This is a genomic window from Campylobacter sp. CFSAN093224 (assembly GCF_012897395.1).
GTDB classification, from domain to species: domain Bacteria; phylum Campylobacterota; class Campylobacteria; order Campylobacterales; family Campylobacteraceae; genus Campylobacter_D; species Campylobacter_D jejuni.
Genome location: NZ_CP040607.1, coordinates 601,667 through 617,669, shown reverse-complemented (window position 1 = coordinate 617,669; position 16,003 = coordinate 601,667). Strand labels below are relative to the sequence as shown.

At 29.1% G+C, this 16,003-nt stretch carries 16 protein-coding genes and 1 pseudogene; 5 read left to right on the top strand and 12 right to left on the bottom strand.

Features of this window, described 5'->3' with window-relative positions; translation table 11 throughout:
- The first annotated feature begins 89 nt into the window (after positions 1-89).
- From FBF11_RS08455 to FBF11_RS03220, 5 genes and pseudogenes are all read left to right on the top strand, one after another.
- Positions 90-284 carry a hypothetical protein gene (locus FBF11_RS08455; protein WP_019109091.1) on the top strand — a complete coding sequence of 65 codons (195 nt, stop codon included), beginning with the start codon at positions 90-92 and terminating at the stop codon, positions 282-284.
- An 8-nt stretch (positions 285-292) separates the two neighbouring features.
- A pseudogene (locus FBF11_RS08450) lies at positions 293-871 on the top strand (MFS transporter); the annotation flags it as partial.
- Entirely contained in the window at positions 871-1,527 is a 657-nt protein-coding gene (locus FBF11_RS08445) for a hypothetical protein (protein ID WP_341549890.1), read from the top strand. The pseudogene FBF11_RS08450 and the gene FBF11_RS08445, both read left to right, overlap by 1 nt.
- A gap of 169 nt (positions 1,528-1,696) precedes the next feature.
- On the top strand, positions 1,697-3,250 hold the full coding sequence (locus FBF11_RS03225; protein WP_002867729.1) for a peptide MFS transporter: 1,554 nt from the start codon (positions 1,697-1,699) through the stop codon (positions 3,248-3,250).
- Positions 3,251-3,265: 15 nt separating this feature from the next.
- Positions 3,266-5,056: an aminopeptidase P family protein gene (locus FBF11_RS03220; protein WP_057097079.1), complete on the top strand. Its 1,791-nt coding sequence runs from the start codon at positions 3,266-3,268 to the stop codon at positions 5,054-5,056.
- A 120-nt stretch (positions 5,057-5,176) separates the two neighbouring features.
- Here FBF11_RS03220 and mrdA read toward each other — a convergent pair whose 3' ends face one another.
- The 12 genes from mrdA to FBF11_RS03160 form a co-directional block, all read right to left on the bottom strand.
- Positions 5,177-6,982, bottom strand: a complete 1,806-nt coding sequence (mrdA, locus tag FBF11_RS03215) for a penicillin-binding protein 2 (RefSeq protein ID WP_002859991.1) — start codon at positions 6,980-6,982, stop codon at positions 5,177-5,179.
- Complete coding sequence (locus tag FBF11_RS03210) at positions 6,983-7,477, bottom strand: membrane protein (protein WP_002852364.1); 495 nt, start codon at positions 7,475-7,477, stop codon at positions 6,983-6,985. It lies immediately after the preceding gene.
- On the bottom strand, positions 7,474-8,070 hold the full coding sequence (yihA, locus tag FBF11_RS03205; RefSeq protein WP_002867727.1) for a ribosome biogenesis GTP-binding protein YihA/YsxC: 597 nt from the start codon (positions 8,068-8,070) through the stop codon (positions 7,474-7,476). Before yihA ends, FBF11_RS03210 begins: the two co-directional genes overlap by 4 nt.
- A complete protein-coding gene (locus FBF11_RS03200; protein WP_002859586.1) occupies positions 8,067-8,528 on the bottom strand; it encodes an LptA/OstA family protein in 462 nt (153 codons plus the stop codon). The genes yihA and FBF11_RS03200 overlap by 4 nt, the downstream gene beginning before the upstream one ends.
- Positions 8,510-9,025 (bottom strand): hypothetical protein, encoded by a 516-nt coding sequence (locus tag FBF11_RS03195; RefSeq protein ID WP_002921129.1) that lies wholly within the window; start codon positions 9,023-9,025, stop codon positions 8,510-8,512. The genes FBF11_RS03200 and FBF11_RS03195 overlap by 19 nt, the downstream gene beginning before the upstream one ends.
- Complete coding sequence (locus FBF11_RS03190; protein WP_044778964.1) at positions 9,016-9,504, bottom strand: HAD-IIIA family hydrolase; 489 nt, start codon at positions 9,502-9,504, stop codon at positions 9,016-9,018. The genes FBF11_RS03195 and FBF11_RS03190 overlap by 10 nt, the downstream gene beginning before the upstream one ends.
- A 5-nt stretch (positions 9,505-9,509) precedes the next feature.
- Positions 9,510-10,337: a septal ring lytic transglycosylase RlpA family protein gene (locus FBF11_RS03185; RefSeq protein WP_002852227.1), complete on the bottom strand. Its 828-nt coding sequence runs from the start codon at positions 10,335-10,337 to the stop codon at positions 9,510-9,512.
- Positions 10,297-11,415: a lytic transglycosylase domain-containing protein gene (locus FBF11_RS03180; protein WP_057097078.1), complete on the bottom strand. Its 1,119-nt coding sequence runs from the start codon at positions 11,413-11,415 to the stop codon at positions 10,297-10,299. Before FBF11_RS03180 ends, FBF11_RS03185 begins: the two co-directional genes overlap by 41 nt.
- Positions 11,415-12,230 (bottom strand): TatD family hydrolase, encoded by an 816-nt coding sequence (locus FBF11_RS03175; protein ID WP_070314395.1) that lies wholly within the window; start codon positions 12,228-12,230, stop codon positions 11,415-11,417. Before FBF11_RS03175 ends, FBF11_RS03180 begins: the two co-directional genes overlap by 1 nt.
- The gene (cbrR, locus tag FBF11_RS03170; RefSeq protein WP_002858608.1) at positions 12,221-13,465 is read right to left on the bottom strand and encodes a bile resistance response regulator CbrR; all 1,245 of its coding nucleotides are present in this window, start codon (positions 13,463-13,465) and stop codon (positions 12,221-12,223) included. The genes FBF11_RS03175 and cbrR overlap by 10 nt, the downstream gene beginning before the upstream one ends.
- Positions 13,466-13,570: 105 nt before the next feature.
- A complete protein-coding gene (locus FBF11_RS03165; protein WP_002859988.1) occupies positions 13,571-15,094 on the bottom strand; it encodes an AAA family ATPase in 1,524 nt (507 codons plus the stop codon).
- Complete coding sequence (locus FBF11_RS03160; protein WP_052822852.1) at positions 15,094-15,954, bottom strand: NAD(+) kinase; 861 nt, start codon at positions 15,952-15,954, stop codon at positions 15,094-15,096. The genes FBF11_RS03165 and FBF11_RS03160 overlap by 1 nt, the downstream gene beginning before the upstream one ends.
- Positions 15,955-16,003: the final 49 nt, after the last annotated feature.

Here is a 16,003-nt window from a genome sequence, read left to right as displayed (position 1 = left end):
AAAAAATATTTAAAAATATTGTAATTTAATTATTTTTCTATTACTATTAGTTAAAATATTTTAAACATAAAAAAGAAAGGTATTGGGAAGTGACTAAACAAGAAATACAAAAACTCGATACAAATTTCCTAGGTCATCGCAAGCCTTTATTCTCTCTATCAATGGTAGAACTTTGGGAAAGATTTGCTTTTATGGTATTTTTACAGGAGCTTGTATTTAGCAGCACGCTTCCTGGAGGCTGGATTACTGATAATTATTCAGGGCAAAAAAGGCTTTATTTCTAGGTTCTTTTATTATAACTTTAGGACATATTAGCATAGCCTTATCTATTTTAAGCACACCTATGTTTTTCCTAGGGCTTACTTTTATCGTTATTGGTACTGGATTTTTTAAAACTAACGCTTCTGTAACAGTTGGAATGTTATATAAACAAAATGATACAAGATGCGATACTGGCTATACGATTTTTTATATAGGAATTAACATTGGAGCATTCATTGCTCCTCTTATATGTGGTTTTGTTCAAGCAAAATGGAATTATCATTTAGGATTTGGCATAGGAGGTTTAGGTATGCTAATCTCTTTGCTTATTTTATATTTTAAAGCTACCCCTGAACTTGAAGAATTTCATAAAAATTGTACTTTAAAGCAAAACTGGGAACAACCATTTAAAAAAAGTAAAAATTTAACTCTTATACTAAGTATAAGCTTGTTAAGTATTATTGGATTTTTTCTAATTTTTATTAATCTTGCAGATATTAATCCCATAATACTATCAAAAAAACTTCTAATTGTAATTTTACTATGTTTGGTAATTTATTTCATATATCTTTTTGTTTTTAAAACCTTAAATAAAAGAGAAAAACAGCAATTAACAATTTTAATTGTTTTATTCTTTGCAGCCACTTTTTTTGGAGTACTTTTGAACAAAAACCTACCGCTTATAATCTTTTTGCGCAAGATTTTACAAATAGAAATATTTTTGATTGGAAAATTCCAACAAACTGGTTTCAATCTTTTAATCCAATTTTTATCATCATACTTGCTCCTATAGCAAGTTATATTTGGATATTTTTAGAGAAAAAAAATATATATTTTTCTTCCATTGGAAAATTTACTTTAGGAATATTATTTGCCGGTATTGGTTTTATGATGATGACCTTTGCTTCACAAAATCTAATAAACAACAATGGTTTGCCAATATCCATGGCTTGGATTATCATAAGTATATTCTTTTTAACACTTGGGGAACTATGCGTGTCTCCTATTGGACTCTCTATAATGGCTAAGGTTGCCCCTGATTTAATCAAAAATCAAATCATGGGACTTTGGTTTGTAGCAAGTGCACTTGGAAATTTTGTTGCAGGACTTATAGGAGGAAATGTCAATATTAAAAACATCGATCAACTTCCCAGTATTTTTGGACAATACATGTGGATGCTTTTTGTTGTAGCGCTTTTACTTTTTATTGCTAAAAAACCAATTTATAAAATTCTTAACGAAAAAAATAAGCAATTATCTAACTAAACTTAAAATACAAAATACACCAAAGTTGAAAATTGATCTTAATATTTCTTTTTTATATTTGCAAAAAAGTAACATTATGATATAAATCATTTAAAAATATTACAAAGTTATACATATTTTTTAATTTCTTGTCTATAATTTATAAATAAAAATACACAAAGGATATAAATTGAGTAAAAATGTAAAAAATTTAGATACTTCATTTTTTGGACATCCAAAACCACTTTTATCTCTTTCACTTACTGAGCTTTGGGAAAGATTTTCTTTTTACGGAATTCGTCCCTTGCTTTACCTTTTTATGATAGCAAGTTTTGAAAAAAGTGGAATGAACTTAAAACCTGAAGAAGCAAGTGCAATTATGGGAATTTTTGCAAGTTGTTTATATCTTGCTGCTTTGCCAGGTGGATGGCTTGCGGATAATTACTTAGGACAAAAAAGAGCAATTTTACTAGGTGCTTTAACTATAGCATTTGGACATTTGTGCATAGCCTTTTCTTATTTTAACAATAAAATGATTTTTGTTGGTATGGTTTTTTTGGTTATAGGTACAGGACTTTTTAAAACTTGTGCTTCTGTAATGGTTGGAATGCTTTATAAAAAAAATGATGCGAGGCGTGACTCTGGTTTTACTCTTTTTTATATGTGCTTTAATTTTGGTGCTTTTGTAGCTCCTTTAATTTGCGGCTTTTTACAAAAAGAATACGGATGGCATTTTGGTTTTGGTGCAGGTGGGATTGGTATGCTTTTAGCGGTAATTATTTTCTACCTAAAAACTATGCCTGATTTAAAAGAATTTGATGAAAAAGTTGGCATAGACTCTACTTGGGATAGACCAAGCAAAAAAAGCAAAAACGCATTTTACATCATCATTGTATCAGGTATTGTTTTGCTTGGAGCAATATTTTTAATCCTTGGTGGTTTTATAAAATTAGATGCACAAGTTATTAATAAAAATATTATTTTAACTATCTTAGCTTGTGCTGGAATTTATTTTTTATATCTTTTCGCTTTTACTTCTTTAAAAATAGAAGAAAAAAGAAATTTAATTATTTTTATTGTTTTATTTTTAGCGGCTGCGTTATTTTGGTCAGTATATGAGCAACAATACACTTCTTTTAATTTTTTTGCAGAAAAATTAACAGATAAAACCATATTAAATTATGAAATTCCTACAATATGGTTTCAATCTCTTGGAGGTTTATTTGTTATACTTTTTGCACCTTTTAGTGCTTTTATATGGACTATATGTGCCAAAAATAATAAAGAAATTTCATCTATTATTAAATTTGCATTAGGACTTTTGGGTGCAGCTTTGGCATTTTTAATAATGGCTTTAGCTTCAAATCATGCAATTAGTTTAAATGGCGATGCTAATACATTAAGAGAAAATTTAGAAAATTCATCACAAATTATTTTAGTTTCACCTTGGTGGCTTGTCAGTAGCTTTTTGCTTATGGTTTTAGGAGAGCTTTGCCTTTCCCCTGTGGGACTTTCTATAATGACAAAAATTGCACCTAATTTAATTAAATCTCAAGTCATGGGACTTTGGTTTGTAGCAAGTGCATTAGGCAATGCTTTAGCTGGATTCATAGGTGGTAAAGCAAGTGAAGAAAATATAGCTTATTTGCCAAATTTATTTTACCAATGTATGTGGATATTACTTGGTGCTGTTATAATTTTACTTATACTCAAAAAACCTATCAATAAAATACTAAAAAATTAATATTAAGGAGAAAATATGAGTATTTACAAACAAAGAGTATTAGAACTTAGAAGATTAATGAAAGAAAATAATATTGACGCCTATCTCATCTTAAGCGCGGATCCGCATTTGAGCGAATATTTACCGGAATATTACAAAAACAGAGTCTTTATCAGTGGCTTTAAGGGTTCTGTTGGAACAGTTCTTATCACACAAGAAGAGGGCTTTTTGTGGGTAGATGGAAGATATTGGCTTCAAGCACAAAAGGAATTAGAAGGTAGTGGCATACTTTTACAAAAGCAAGATGCTAAAAATACTTTTACCAAATGGTTGGAAAAAAATTTAAGCGAAGATCAAATTTTAGGCATCGATTTTGCACTTTTACCTTTATCTTTGCAAAAAGATTTAAAGATTAATTGCAAGGCAAATTTAAAACATATAGATTTGATAAGTCCACTTTGGAAAGATCGTCCCACTTTACCACAAGAAAAAATTTATGAACACGAACTAGAATACTGCTCTTACTCAAGAAAAGAAAAATTAGCATTAGTGCGTCAAAAAATGAAAAATTTAAATGTTACCTCTCATTTAATCTCCAGCCTTGATGATATAGCTTGGCTTACAAATTTAAGAGGGAATGATGTAAATTATAATCCTGTATTTTTAAGTCATTTGCTAATCTTGGAAGACAAAGCCTTGCTTTTTGTTGATCAGAAAAAAGTAAATTCAGAACTTGAAAAAAAATTAAATTTAGATGGGTTTTGGCTTAAAAATTATGATGAAATCATCATGGAGCTTGAAAAACTTGCAAATACAAATTTGCTTATTGAACCTTCAAAAATGACCGCTTTACTCATAAATTCTTTAGATAAAAGCGTAAAAATCATTCAAGAAATTAATCCAAGCACTCACTTAAAAGCAGCTAAAAATACAAAAGAAATAGTGCATATACAAGATGCTATGATAGAAGATGGAGTGGCTTTATGTAAATTTTTTGCCTGGCTTGAAGAAGCGATAGAAAATAAAGAACTAATAAGCGAATTAGACATAGATGTTAAAGCAAGCGAATTTAGAGCACAAAGCAAGTACTACATAAGTGATAGTTTTGCCACTATAGCAGGCTTTAACGAAAATGCAGCATATCCACATTATAAAGCCACAAAAGAGAGTTTTGCTTATCTTAAAAAAGATGGGCTTTTACTTATTGATTCTGGTGGACAATATAAAAACGGCACAACAGATATTACACGCGTTGTACCAATAGGAAAGGCTAATGCAGAACAAATTCATGACTATACCTTGGTTTTAAAAGCACATATTGCCATTTCCAGTGCAATTTTTCCAAAAGATATAGCTATGCCCTTACTTGATGCAATCACACGCGCACCTTTATGGAAAGAACAAATTGACTATATACACGGCACAGGACATGGCGTGGGATATTTTTTAAATGTCCATGAAGGTCCACAAGTTTTATCTTATCTATCCCCTGTGCTTGAAAAAACAAAAGCCAAAGAAGGTATGCTAACCTCCATAGAGCCAGGTATTTATAAAGTAGGTAAATGGGGTATAAGACTTGAAAATTTAGTTATTCATACCAAAGTAGAAAATCCTAAAAATAAAGATTTTGGAGAGTTTTTATACTTTAAACCTGTTACTCTTTGTCCTTTTGAAATATCTTGTATTGATACAAAAATGTTAGATGAAAAAGAAAAAGAATGGTTAAACAATTATCACAAAGAAGTATTTGAAAAACTTTCTCCTAAGCTAGGTGATTATCCAAAAGCTCTAATTTGGCTTGAAAAAAGAACAAAAGCCATCTTTTAAGATACTTTTGTTAACATAGATAAATTTTCCTTGTATTAAACTTATAATTTGTTTAATACAAGATTTTTAAACCAATTGCTAAAAAAGTTTTTTTTGAAAAACTCAATTTACAACTAAAAATTATTTAAAATATCCAAGTTCAATCATTTTTTGATAAATTTTAGCTACAGTTGCCCCTGAAGTAATATTTCTCCCACCATGTTCCAAAAGAACGGTAACTACATATTTTGGCTTAGAATAAGGAGCATAAGAAGTAAGCCACGCATGAGATCTAGTATAATACTCAAATTGTTTTTCATCAACCCTATTTTTATCTGTTTGTGAAAATCCCACAACCTGAGCAGTTCCTGTTTTTGCTGCAACTTTCACATCAAGATTATGCAAATAACGATAAGAGGTTCCTCCTTGCTCATTAGCAACAGCATACATTGCATCTCTTATATAAGGCAATTGACTCTTTTCAAATAAAGTAAAAATTTCTTTTTTATTTTCATCCATTTGATTTTCTATAGTTGTATTATTATTTTCTATGCTTTTTAAAAAATGAGGTATAACCTCTCCACCTTTTGCGATTTGAGCCGTATATCTAGCAATTTGCATAGGTGTTGCAAGAAAATTACCTTGACCTATAGCTGTATTTAAAGTATCACCTTGAAACCAAGATTGTCTATATCTTTGCATCTTCCATTCTTTGCTTGGTAAAGTTCCTACAAATTCACTAGGTAAATCTACCCCTGTTTTCGCTCCAAAGCCAATGCGAGATAAAGTTTCACTTATTTGATCGATTCCAACTTGCAAACTGCCATTATAAAAATAAACATCACAACTATATTTTATCGCATGTTTTAAATCCACAGGTCCATGGCCTGATCGATTCCAACATCTAAAAAACCTGCCTCCAAGCTCAATGCTTCCATTGCAAACATATTGAGTCGACGGGCTAATATTTTTAGAATTTAAAAAAGAAAGCCCTACTCCCATTTTTACAACAGAACCTGGAGGATAATATCCATTTATAAGTTTATTTGTAAAAGGATGATCAAGACTATTTGAAAGCTCATCCCAATCCTTAAAAGAAATCCCTGTTACAAAAGGATTAAGATCATATTCAGGGAAACTCCCTGCAGCTAAAATAGATCCATCATTTACATTCATAATTATAGCAGCTCCAGCATTCCCTTCAAACAATGAAGTTAAATAAGACTGAAGCTCTATATCTATCGTAAGTTCTATATCATTAGACATAGCAGGAGTGTAAGAAAGCTGTTCTACTTCTTGATTTAAGGCATTAACCTTATAAACCCTAGTTCCTTTTTCTCCTTGTAAAATATCATTATAATAGCGTTCTATACCGCTTTTTCCCGTATAGTTAGAAAGTTTTGCTATTTCATTTTCTTGAACATCTTGTAAATTTGCCTTACCTACATACCCAATAATATGCGAAGCCAATTTTCCAAAAGGATATTTTCTTTTTACAACAGGATCTATTTTTATTGTTTTATTAAGATTTAACTCTGAATAATGCGGAATAATCTCATCGTAGGGTATAAAATCTACAACTTTAATAAAATCTTGATTATAGTAAGAATCATTTCTCTTATAAATTTCTGCTAATTTACTAGCATTTAAATCAGGAAATAAATTTGTAAGTTCAGATAATTCTTTATCTAAAATTCCTTTATTTGACTTTTTAATACTTAAATAAGGTTTAATAGAAATACTAAAACCCAAATCATTAATAGCCAATAAAGTTCCATTTCTATCTGTAATTTGACCCCTAACAGGTGGTAAAAATTCAGTTTTTATGGCATTTTGTTTAGCAAGCTCTTCATAATATACATTTGATTTTATACTCAAATAATACACACGACTTAATAAAAATATAAAAAACAATAGTATAAATCCAACAACTAGACGCATTCTCATTTAAATTTTACCTTTAAAAAACACATAAGCTAAACAACATTCTATAAAAACTGAAACAATATACGCCCATCCTAAAATTTTAATTTTTTCATCTCCAATATAAGACAATATCATATCCAAAAACAAAATAATGCCGTAAGCACAAAGCACAAAAACAACAGGGATAAATTTACCAATTTTTAAATTTGTCTTAATCCAATCTGCACAAAGATAATAAAAAATAAAAAATGCCAACCAAGATGAAAAAATAAAAAAATTATAAGTTATATCAGTAAAAAATAAAAAAAATAAAGAAAAATACCATCTAAAATCAAGCTTTGAAAAAGTTCTTTCTCTCTCTTCTAGTAAGCAAAACATATAACAGAAAAAAATCCCATAAAGTAACGGGGTATATACAAAAGTCGAACCAAGAATCTGATAAATTAGAAAAAAAAATCCTAAAAAGACATAAGCTCCATTAAATTTTGCTTTATAAGCACTTAAATTTCTTCTCATTTATCAAGACCTAAAGTTTGATTGATAATAATATCTTCTAAAGAATCAAGGCCAAATTTATTCAAATTTGAAACTAAAATAGAGTCTTTAAATTCATTTTTTAACTTAGCTTTTTCACTTTGATTTAATTTATCGCATTTGGTAAAAACTTTTAAAATTTTTTGATCAGGTCGTAAAAATCTTTTCAAATAGTCATTTAAATTTACATCGATCTCTAAATGAGTATGTCTTGAGTCGATTAAATGTATAAATAACTTTATCGAGGTTCTTAATTTTAAAAATTCATCTAAGTTTTGATTCCATATTTCTTTTAAATTTTTAGAAACCTTTGCATAACCAAACCCTGGCAAATCGATAAAATTGATATTAAATTTTTCTTCATTTCTTTTGCAAATTACTTCGAAAAAATTTATAAGCTGAGTTTTTCCAGGAGTTGCCGAACTTTTGGCTAAATTTTTTTGTTTACACAAAGAATTGATTAAAGAACTTTTTCCGACATTAGAACGCCCCAAAAATGCTACTTCACTAAAATTTGAGCTCAAATTCTCATCAAATTTCACTAAAGAAGTGATAAATTTAGCACTAATTATCATTTGTCTTTAAGATCAAACACAAAACGAGCAGGTTTTTGATCCTTACTCTCCACTCGATAAATATTAGCTTTTCTATCGACTATTATTTTATCACCAAAAAGTTTTTGATTGCTTCCAAGCTCATTTATATAAGCATGACCATTAATCTCGTAAGTATCTTTAATAACATTATAAATAAATTTATCTCCACTACCTTTATAAGTTTTACCTTTTAAAACAATCTTAAACCTAGCATTTTGCATTGCTTCATAACGAATAGGTTTGCGATTTTTATCCGTATAAATAATCAATTTTTCAGAATTTAAAATATCATCACCTCTAATTACTTCTACATTTCCACTAAGAATACTTTCACCCTTATTTTCATCTGAGTAAAAATTTAAAGCTTTTACTTCAATTTGAGTTGCCCAAGTTACACTTACACAAGCTAACAATAAAATTATTTGTCTTGCAACCACGCATTTACTCCTTGGATATTTAAAATTTTGTTTTTTACATCATAGTTTAAAGTATTTCCGTTAATAATACTTCCATTGATCAGAGCTTTAAAATTAGTATTTGTGTGTAAAATTTTATCCTTAGGTTGGTATTCTACCTCTTGAGAAATAATTTTGACATTATTAGAACCTATATAAGTAACATTTCCTTCAAACAAAACCTTGCTCATATCTTTATTAAAAAATTCTAAACGATTTGCACTAAGATTAAAATCTAAATTTAAAGTAATAAAATCATTAAATTCATCTCTATCTGCATATCTCACCCAAGAATTTGCCTTATAATATGCCTTAATTGTACTAGTATTACTCTCATAAGCTTTCAAATTTTTAGCCTCAATATTTTTAAAATTTAAAGCATTAGTTTGCAAATTCAAAGAATATGGATCTTGCAAACTTAAAATCGTAAAAGTAATTGTAAAAAGAGCAATTAAAATTCCAAAAATTTTTATAGCCAAAGCTTATTCCATTCTTCTTCTAGATGATTTTTTTCTACTAAAATTTCTATCATCTGTGCTACAGCAGCCTTACCACCTTTTTTGCTAAGCACTATGTCTACATTTAAATTTTTATGACCATCTTTTGGCTTAAAACTAAGTCCTACACTTTCAAGCAAAGCCTTATCGTTAAAATAATCCCCAATAGCTGCACACTGAGAAAAATCTAAATTAAGTTTTTGTAAAATTTCTTTTGCACAAGCTAACTTATCCTTAATACCTTGATATAAAATTTCTATTTTTAAATCTTTAGCTCTTTTTTCAACACAAGGACAATTTCTACCTGTAATAATAGCAATTTTTTTACCAAGCTTTAGCCAAGCCTCGATAGCCGCTCCATCTTTTACATCAAATTCTTTAATAAATTCTCCATTAGAAGTATAAATAATCTTCCCATCAGTTAAACAGCCATCTACATCCAAAAAAATCAATTCTGTCATAATTTCTACTCTCTTACAACAAATGCACCTGCAAATGCACCACTTGCAGCAAAATCCCTTGCTTCATCTTCACTTCTAAAGCCTGTTAAGAAAACGCGATTTAACCCATCCACTGAGCTTGTGCGTATAGTAGAGCTATAAGTTCTATAAGTTTTATATCTTGCTGCTATCGTTTGTGCTCCAGCTGGGTTTTTAAAGGCTCCAATTTGAACCATGAAATTTCCACCTTCATAAATTTGTCCATTATTTGCAATCTCTCCACTATTTCCATAGTTTACATTAGAATGTACAATATTATTACCCGAATTACTTGATCCAAATCCTATAACCTCAAGCCTTACTGGAGCTGTTCCTGAAGCAATCATATCAATTTGACTGGCAGCTCCTTTTGATAAATCTATAATACGATTATTTACAAAAGGACCCCTATCATTCACACGAACGGTAACTTGACGATTGTTATTTAGATTGGTTACTTTTAAGATGGTATTCATAGGTAAAGTTTTATGAGCCGCGGTTAAAGCATTTTGATTATAGGTTTCGCCATTAGAAGTTTTCTTACCGTGAAAGCCTGGCCCATACCAACTCGCAATACCATCAGCAGTTTCGCCTACTGCTACAACAGTAGGATAATAAGTTTTACCGTTGATAGTATAAGGCTTCATCGTTCCTTTAGTCCCTGAAGAACTAGGACTGCTTTTAAAATCGTTTGAAGGATAATACACTTGAGCATTATCCAAGCTAGAAAAAAAACTAGTGCCTAAACAACCACTAAAAAATAAAGCCCCTAGACTAACGGCTGACAACTTTAGTGTAATTGTTTTTATTTGCATTTTTATTCTCCTTGATTGGTATAATTAATTTTTGATTAATGCTAAGATGATTTTTTGCTATTTTATTGAATTCTCGAATTTCATCAACACTTATATTATAATTTTTTGCTATTTTATATAAAGAGTCACCAGACTTAACGGTATAAGTTCTTGTCATAGGTATAGTTGTATCAACCTTTGCAAGTTTTTCTGCTTTAAAATTTTTATCAAAAAATGCTACTTTATTAAGTGGTATATACATATAATACCCTTTACCAGGAGGCGTAAAATTATGTTTAAATTGTGGATTATATTTCTTAAAAGTTGCAAGATCCATATTTAAATTTTTAGCTATTTCTTTTAAAGATGCAGAAGAAGGCACATCAACTTTTGCAAATTCATTGCTTAAAGCATAATTCATTAAAGACGCATCTTTATCTAGTAAAAAATCCCTATCATTAGCTAAAAAAGCAAGCGTTAAAATCTTTCTTATAAAATTTCTAGTTTCTAAAGAAAGATATTTCTTATCAGGGTTCAATAAAACACTTAAATCATCACTTCCTGCTTGCTTGATAGCTTGTCTTAGCTTGCCATTTCCGCAATTATAAGCTAAAAGTGCCAAATACCATTTGCCAAATTCTTCTTTTAACTCTTTTAAATAATTTGTAGCGGCATAAGTTGACTTGACTGGATCACGCCTTTCATCAACATAAGTATCGATTCTTAAACCCAAATTTCTAGCTGTTGGTTGCATAAATTGCCAAACCCCTACAGCCTTGGCATTAGAAACGCTATGAGTTTTCAAGCCTGATTCAACCATAGCTAGATACAAAATCTCATCAGGAACTTCCTGCTGGGCTAAAATTTTTCTTATCATAGGAGTAACTTTTGAAAAATTTTGCATGCTATCTATTAAGGTTTGAGCATGTTTTGATTTTATATCTTGTTGAGTTTGCACAAAAATCAAATCACTGATAAAACTTGGATTAATATCTAAATTTCTTAAAACATTCATTTGTCTTTCATAAAATTCAGGAGTATTAATTTGTGCAAAAAGAAAATTAAAACATATTAAAAAACACAATAAAATTTTTTTCATTAATAACCTTTAAAAAATAATTTTTCAGAATTGTTAAAACAAATTTCTAGAAGTTCTTTTCTTGATAAATTCAATACTTCACACATTTTGTTTGCTACAAATTGAGTTAACAAAGGTTCATTTCTTTTACCGCGATAAGGCTCTGGAGTAAGATATGGAGCATCAGTTTCAAGTAGTAGTCTATCTTTTGGAATTTTAGGTAAAATTTCAACTAATTTCTTAGCATTTTTAAAAGTTAAAACTCCCCCAATACCAAAATAAAATCCATCTTCAAAAAGAGTTAGTAAATGTTCGCTTGCATTAAAGCAGTGTAAAACTCCTCCTACAAGATCCTTAGAATACCCATGTAAAATCTCATAAGTATCATGATTTGCTTCTCTTGAGTGAATGATAACAGGTTTTTTAAATTCAATAGCAAGTTCAAGCTGTGCGATAAAAATCTTTTTTTGATTTTCTTTTTCTTTTTGAATTTCTTCAGCAAGATCACTTTTAAAACGGAAATAATCAAGCCCACATTCACCTACAGCTACACATTTTTCATCGCATAAATACTGCCTTAAAATTTTCTCATCATAATTATCAATTTCATAAGGATGCACTCCTGCTGCAAAAAAAATGTTTTTATATTTATGAGCAATTGTAGCTGCATCAGGTAAGTCTTTTATATCAGCACCAGGTATGATGATTTTCTCTATACCATTCTTAAAAGCACGATTTAAAGTTTCATCTAAATCATCTTTAAATGCTTCACTATCTAGATGGCAATGAGTATCAACAATCCTTAAACCATCTTGAAAATCAAGATTTAAGAACATACTTCAACTCTATCCTTGCCATTATCTTTTGCTTGAGACAATATTTTACTTGCTTTATCAGCCAAAGAATCAATCTTATCTCCACTTTTTCCAAAAACCACGCCTATAGAAGCTGTAAAAAAGACTTCATCTAAATTAACTAAAACACCAGCCTTTTTTATATTTACTCGTATACGAGAAAAGATTTTAATCGCTCTTTCTTGGGATATATTTTTAAGCAAAATACAAATTTTTTCTGCACTATATCTACCTACAAGATCTCTTCCTTTAGTTTCATTGACTATTTCATTGGCGCAGATTTTAATTACTTCATCACCAACTTCACGGCCGTATTCATCGTTAATCATTTGAAGATTATCTATATCTAAAAAAGCAAAAGCAAATTCCTCGTCTTTTGTTGCTATTTCGTTAAAATAATCATCTATTCCATCAATTAAAGCATTATAATTTTTAACCCCAGATACAGGATCTAAAACATTATAAGTGCTTAAAAATTTTTTATCATCCATGTAAGATAAACAACGATCTAAGCGACAATTAAAACTTTCCTTGCTTAAAGGCTTAAACAAATACTCATTAACTCCATTTTTAAAAGAATTCGCTTCAAATGAATCATTATGATCCCCCAAAAGAATCACACCTAATTCATCATCACTAAAACGTTCTCTTACTTGAGTCAAAAGCTCAAAACCGCTAATTACTGGCATATTGACATCTGCTATAATAAGCTTAACATCATTATTATCATTTAAATAACTCATTGCTTCTTCACCATGAGCCGCAGCTAAAACATTAAATTGTCTTTGAGTAAGTATTTTTTTAATTTCATTACGTTCAGGTAGCTTGCTCATAGCTACAATCACTTTAGTTTTTGCATATTGATTAAGTTTTACAATAGAACTAATAATCTCATCAATGCAAGTTTCACTTTCTTTAAAAATATAATCTAATATATCTTTATCCATAAATTTTTCTTTAGTAGCCTTATCACCACTAGCCGTAAGAACAATAGCAGGAATTTTCTTTTCTATAACATAATCCACAACTTCACCATTTGGGGCATCTGGCAAGCATAAATCCACAAAAGCTAAAAAATAATCATTATTCATTAACTCCTTAGCTTCAGCAAAACCAAAAGCAATATCTACCTCATAATCTAAAGTCATTTGAATTTTTTTAGCCAAAAGTTTGCCGAGCATTTTATTGTCATCAATAATTAAAATTTTCTTATTCATAGTGTGTAAAATACCTTTATATCTAAAATTTTTTATTATATTTGTTTCAAAAGAAAGGAAATTTTTATAGTTATATATTTTAACATAGCAAAATAAAAAATCCGCTTAATTCTTAAATAAGGTCTTAGCAAATTCGATCGCTTCATCACTAACAAGCTCTCCACTTACCATCCTAGCAAGTTCTTTAATTCTTTCTTCTTGATCAAGCTTTTTTACCTTACTTTCTTCACCATTTTTTTCAACTAAAAAATGATTATGTGCCTTAGAGGAAAGTTGAGGCAAATGAGAAATAGCAAAAATTTGATAAAACTTAGAAAGTTCCTCTAAAACCTTAGCTATACTCATAGCCTCTTTTCCGCTTAAATTTGCATCAATTTCATCTAAAAATAATATCCCTTTGCCTGTATTTAAAATATTACATTCTGTGGCTATAAAAGCAAGTCTTAAGCGATTTAATTCACCCGAACTTAAATTTTTTAAATGAGCTAAATTAATATCTAGCATTATCTCATCTTTGCCTAAAATTGAAATTTTTTCATTTTCTTTAAGCGTCAAACTTGCATCTTTCATATAAAGATCTTTAAGATAATTATTTAAACATTTTTCTAATTTTTTAAGGTTTTTCTTTCTTGTTTGAGTTAAAATTTGTGCTTTTTCTTCTAATTTTTGTTTTAATTCTTGAAATTTTTTTTCAAGTTCTTTTTTTTCAAAACTTAAATTTTCATAATGCTCTAGCTCATATTTTTTTTGTTTTAAAACTTCTAAAGCATTTTCTATGCTTTCATAACGCTTGATAAGATAGGATAAATTTTCAATGCGATCTAAAAGCGCCTCCACATCAAAATCCAAATCTTCCATTTTTTGATTTTCGCAAATCACACGCAATTCATTCAAACATTCACTAAAAAAACTCGCATCAACTTCGCTTAAATTTAAAGCTTCAATAACAACTTTTTCAAGCTCAAAAATACGCTCTGCCTTACTCCAAGCTTCTTCTAATTTATCTTTTTTAGAAAGCTTTTTTTTAAGTATTAAAAGCTCTTCATACTCACCTATTTTAGGATTAATGCTTGAAATTTTTTCAATTTGTGCTCTAGCTAGTTCTTTTAATTCTTCTACTTTTTTTTCTTCTTCTAAAATTGCATTAAGCTCATTAGAAATTTGACTATAAGCATTAAAATCTTTTTTAAAATCTTCTAAAAAGGAAACAAAATTTGTATTTTCTTGCATCTCCAAGGCATCTAAGAGATTTAAAAATTTTTCATTTCCAAATTCGTTATTTTCCTTTGCGCTTAAATACTTAATAAAAGTTTTACTTAAATTTTGCAAACTTTTTTTCGCTATGCTTTGATTGTTAATAAAATATTTTGTGTTTTTTTCTTTTAAAAGCTTAAAAACATTCTCCTCTTCACTTTCTATACCAAAACTTTCTAAATCCAACTTATCATCTAGTTCTATTTCGACAATTTTAGCCTCACTTTCACTCAAAGAAAATGCGGATAAAATTCCTTTAAACAAAACTGATTTTCCAGCTCCACTTAGCCCCGTAAAAACGGTAAGTCCTTTAGAAATTTCAAGCTCAGCCTTTTTAAAACCAAGATTTTCTTTCATAAAAATTCTATTTATCATCAATTTCCCCAGTGTAATTTTTCTTTTAAAATTTGAAAATAATCCCTATTTTTTGGGTGAATTAAAGCCACATTTTTATCACTTAAACCCACTTTTATACTTTTAAAATCATTCATTTTATAATTTTCTTGCCCATCAATGCAAAGTATACAATCCTTTGCCATAATCTCTATTTCAAAACCTTTTGGTAAGACAATAGGGCGTTGTGTTAAAGAATGAGAACAAACAGGAGTTAAGATAAAAGCTTGAGCTAAAGTATAAACTATGGGCCCATTTGCACTTAAATTATAAGCTGTTGAACCCGCAGGAGTTGCAACAATAAGCCCATCTCCAAAATATTCATTAAATTTCTTTTCTTTTCTAAAAACTTCTATATGAGCCATAGAAACTTGATTGTTTTTACTGATGACCACATCGTTAAAAGCTAATTTTTCTAAAATTTTTCCTTGCTTATCTTCTAAAAAAACACTTAACAAATAAGGCTTTTCTATTCTAAATTCTCCTTGAAAAAAAGCTTGAAAAAAATTTTCAGCTTCATCAACTTTAAAATCTGTTAAAAAACCTAAATGTCCAGCATGAATTCCTAAAACTGCTTTATCATATTCACAAGCTTTACGACATAAAGAAATCAAAGTTCCATCTCCACCTAAAGAAATAACAAAATCAGATATTTTAAACAAATCATCCAATCCATACTTTGGCAAATCTAAAATTTCAGAACTTTCTTTAAACAATACAAGTTCAACTTTATATATAGATAAAATCGATTGAAGTTTTAAAATTTCCTTATCTAAACTCACATTGGGTCGTGTAACAAGTCCAATTTTTTTAATATTTTTATGATCTATTTTATTTTGCATAAAAAATTATATCAAATCTTAGCAAAGCAAAAGAATAAAAATACTATAA

Excerpts from the sequence above, each read along its gene's own strand:
- FBF11_RS03180 (WP_057097078.1), bottom strand. The coding sequence starts at position 11,415 with ATGAAAAAAATTTTATTGTGTTTTTTAATATGTTTTAATTTTCTTTTT.
- FBF11_RS03210 (WP_002852364.1), bottom strand. The coding sequence starts at position 7,477 with ATGAGAAGAAATTTAAGTGCTTATAAAGCAAAATTTAATGGAGCTTAT.
- FBF11_RS03220 (WP_057097079.1), top strand. The coding sequence starts at position 3,266 with ATGAGTATTTACAAACAAAGAGTATTAGAACTTAGAAGATTAATGAAA.
- FBF11_RS03165 (WP_002859988.1), bottom strand. The coding sequence starts at position 15,094 with ATGATAAATAGAATTTTTATGAAAGAAAATCTTGGTTTTAAAAAGGCT.
- mrdA (WP_002859991.1), bottom strand. The coding sequence starts at position 6,982 with ATGAGAATGCGTCTAGTTGTTGGATTTATACTATTGTTTTTTATATTT.
- cbrR (WP_002858608.1), bottom strand. The coding sequence starts at position 13,465 with ATGAATAAGAAAATTTTAATTATTGATGACAATAAAATGCTCGGCAAA.
- FBF11_RS03190 (WP_044778964.1), bottom strand. The coding sequence starts at position 9,504 with ATGACAGAATTGATTTTTTTGGATGTAGATGGCTGTTTAACTGATGGG.
- FBF11_RS03160 (WP_052822852.1), bottom strand. The coding sequence starts at position 15,954 with ATGCAAAATAAAATAGATCATAAAAATATTAAAAAAATTGGACTTGTT.
- yihA (WP_002867727.1), bottom strand. The coding sequence starts at position 8,070 with ATGATAATTAGTGCTAAATTTATCACTTCTTTAGTGAAATTTGATGAG.
- FBF11_RS03175 (WP_070314395.1), bottom strand. The coding sequence starts at position 12,230 with ATGTTCTTAAATCTTGATTTTCAAGATGGTTTAAGGATTGTTGATACT.
- FBF11_RS03185 (WP_002852227.1), bottom strand. The coding sequence starts at position 10,337 with ATGCAAATAAAAACAATTACACTAAAGTTGTCAGCCGTTAGTCTAGGG.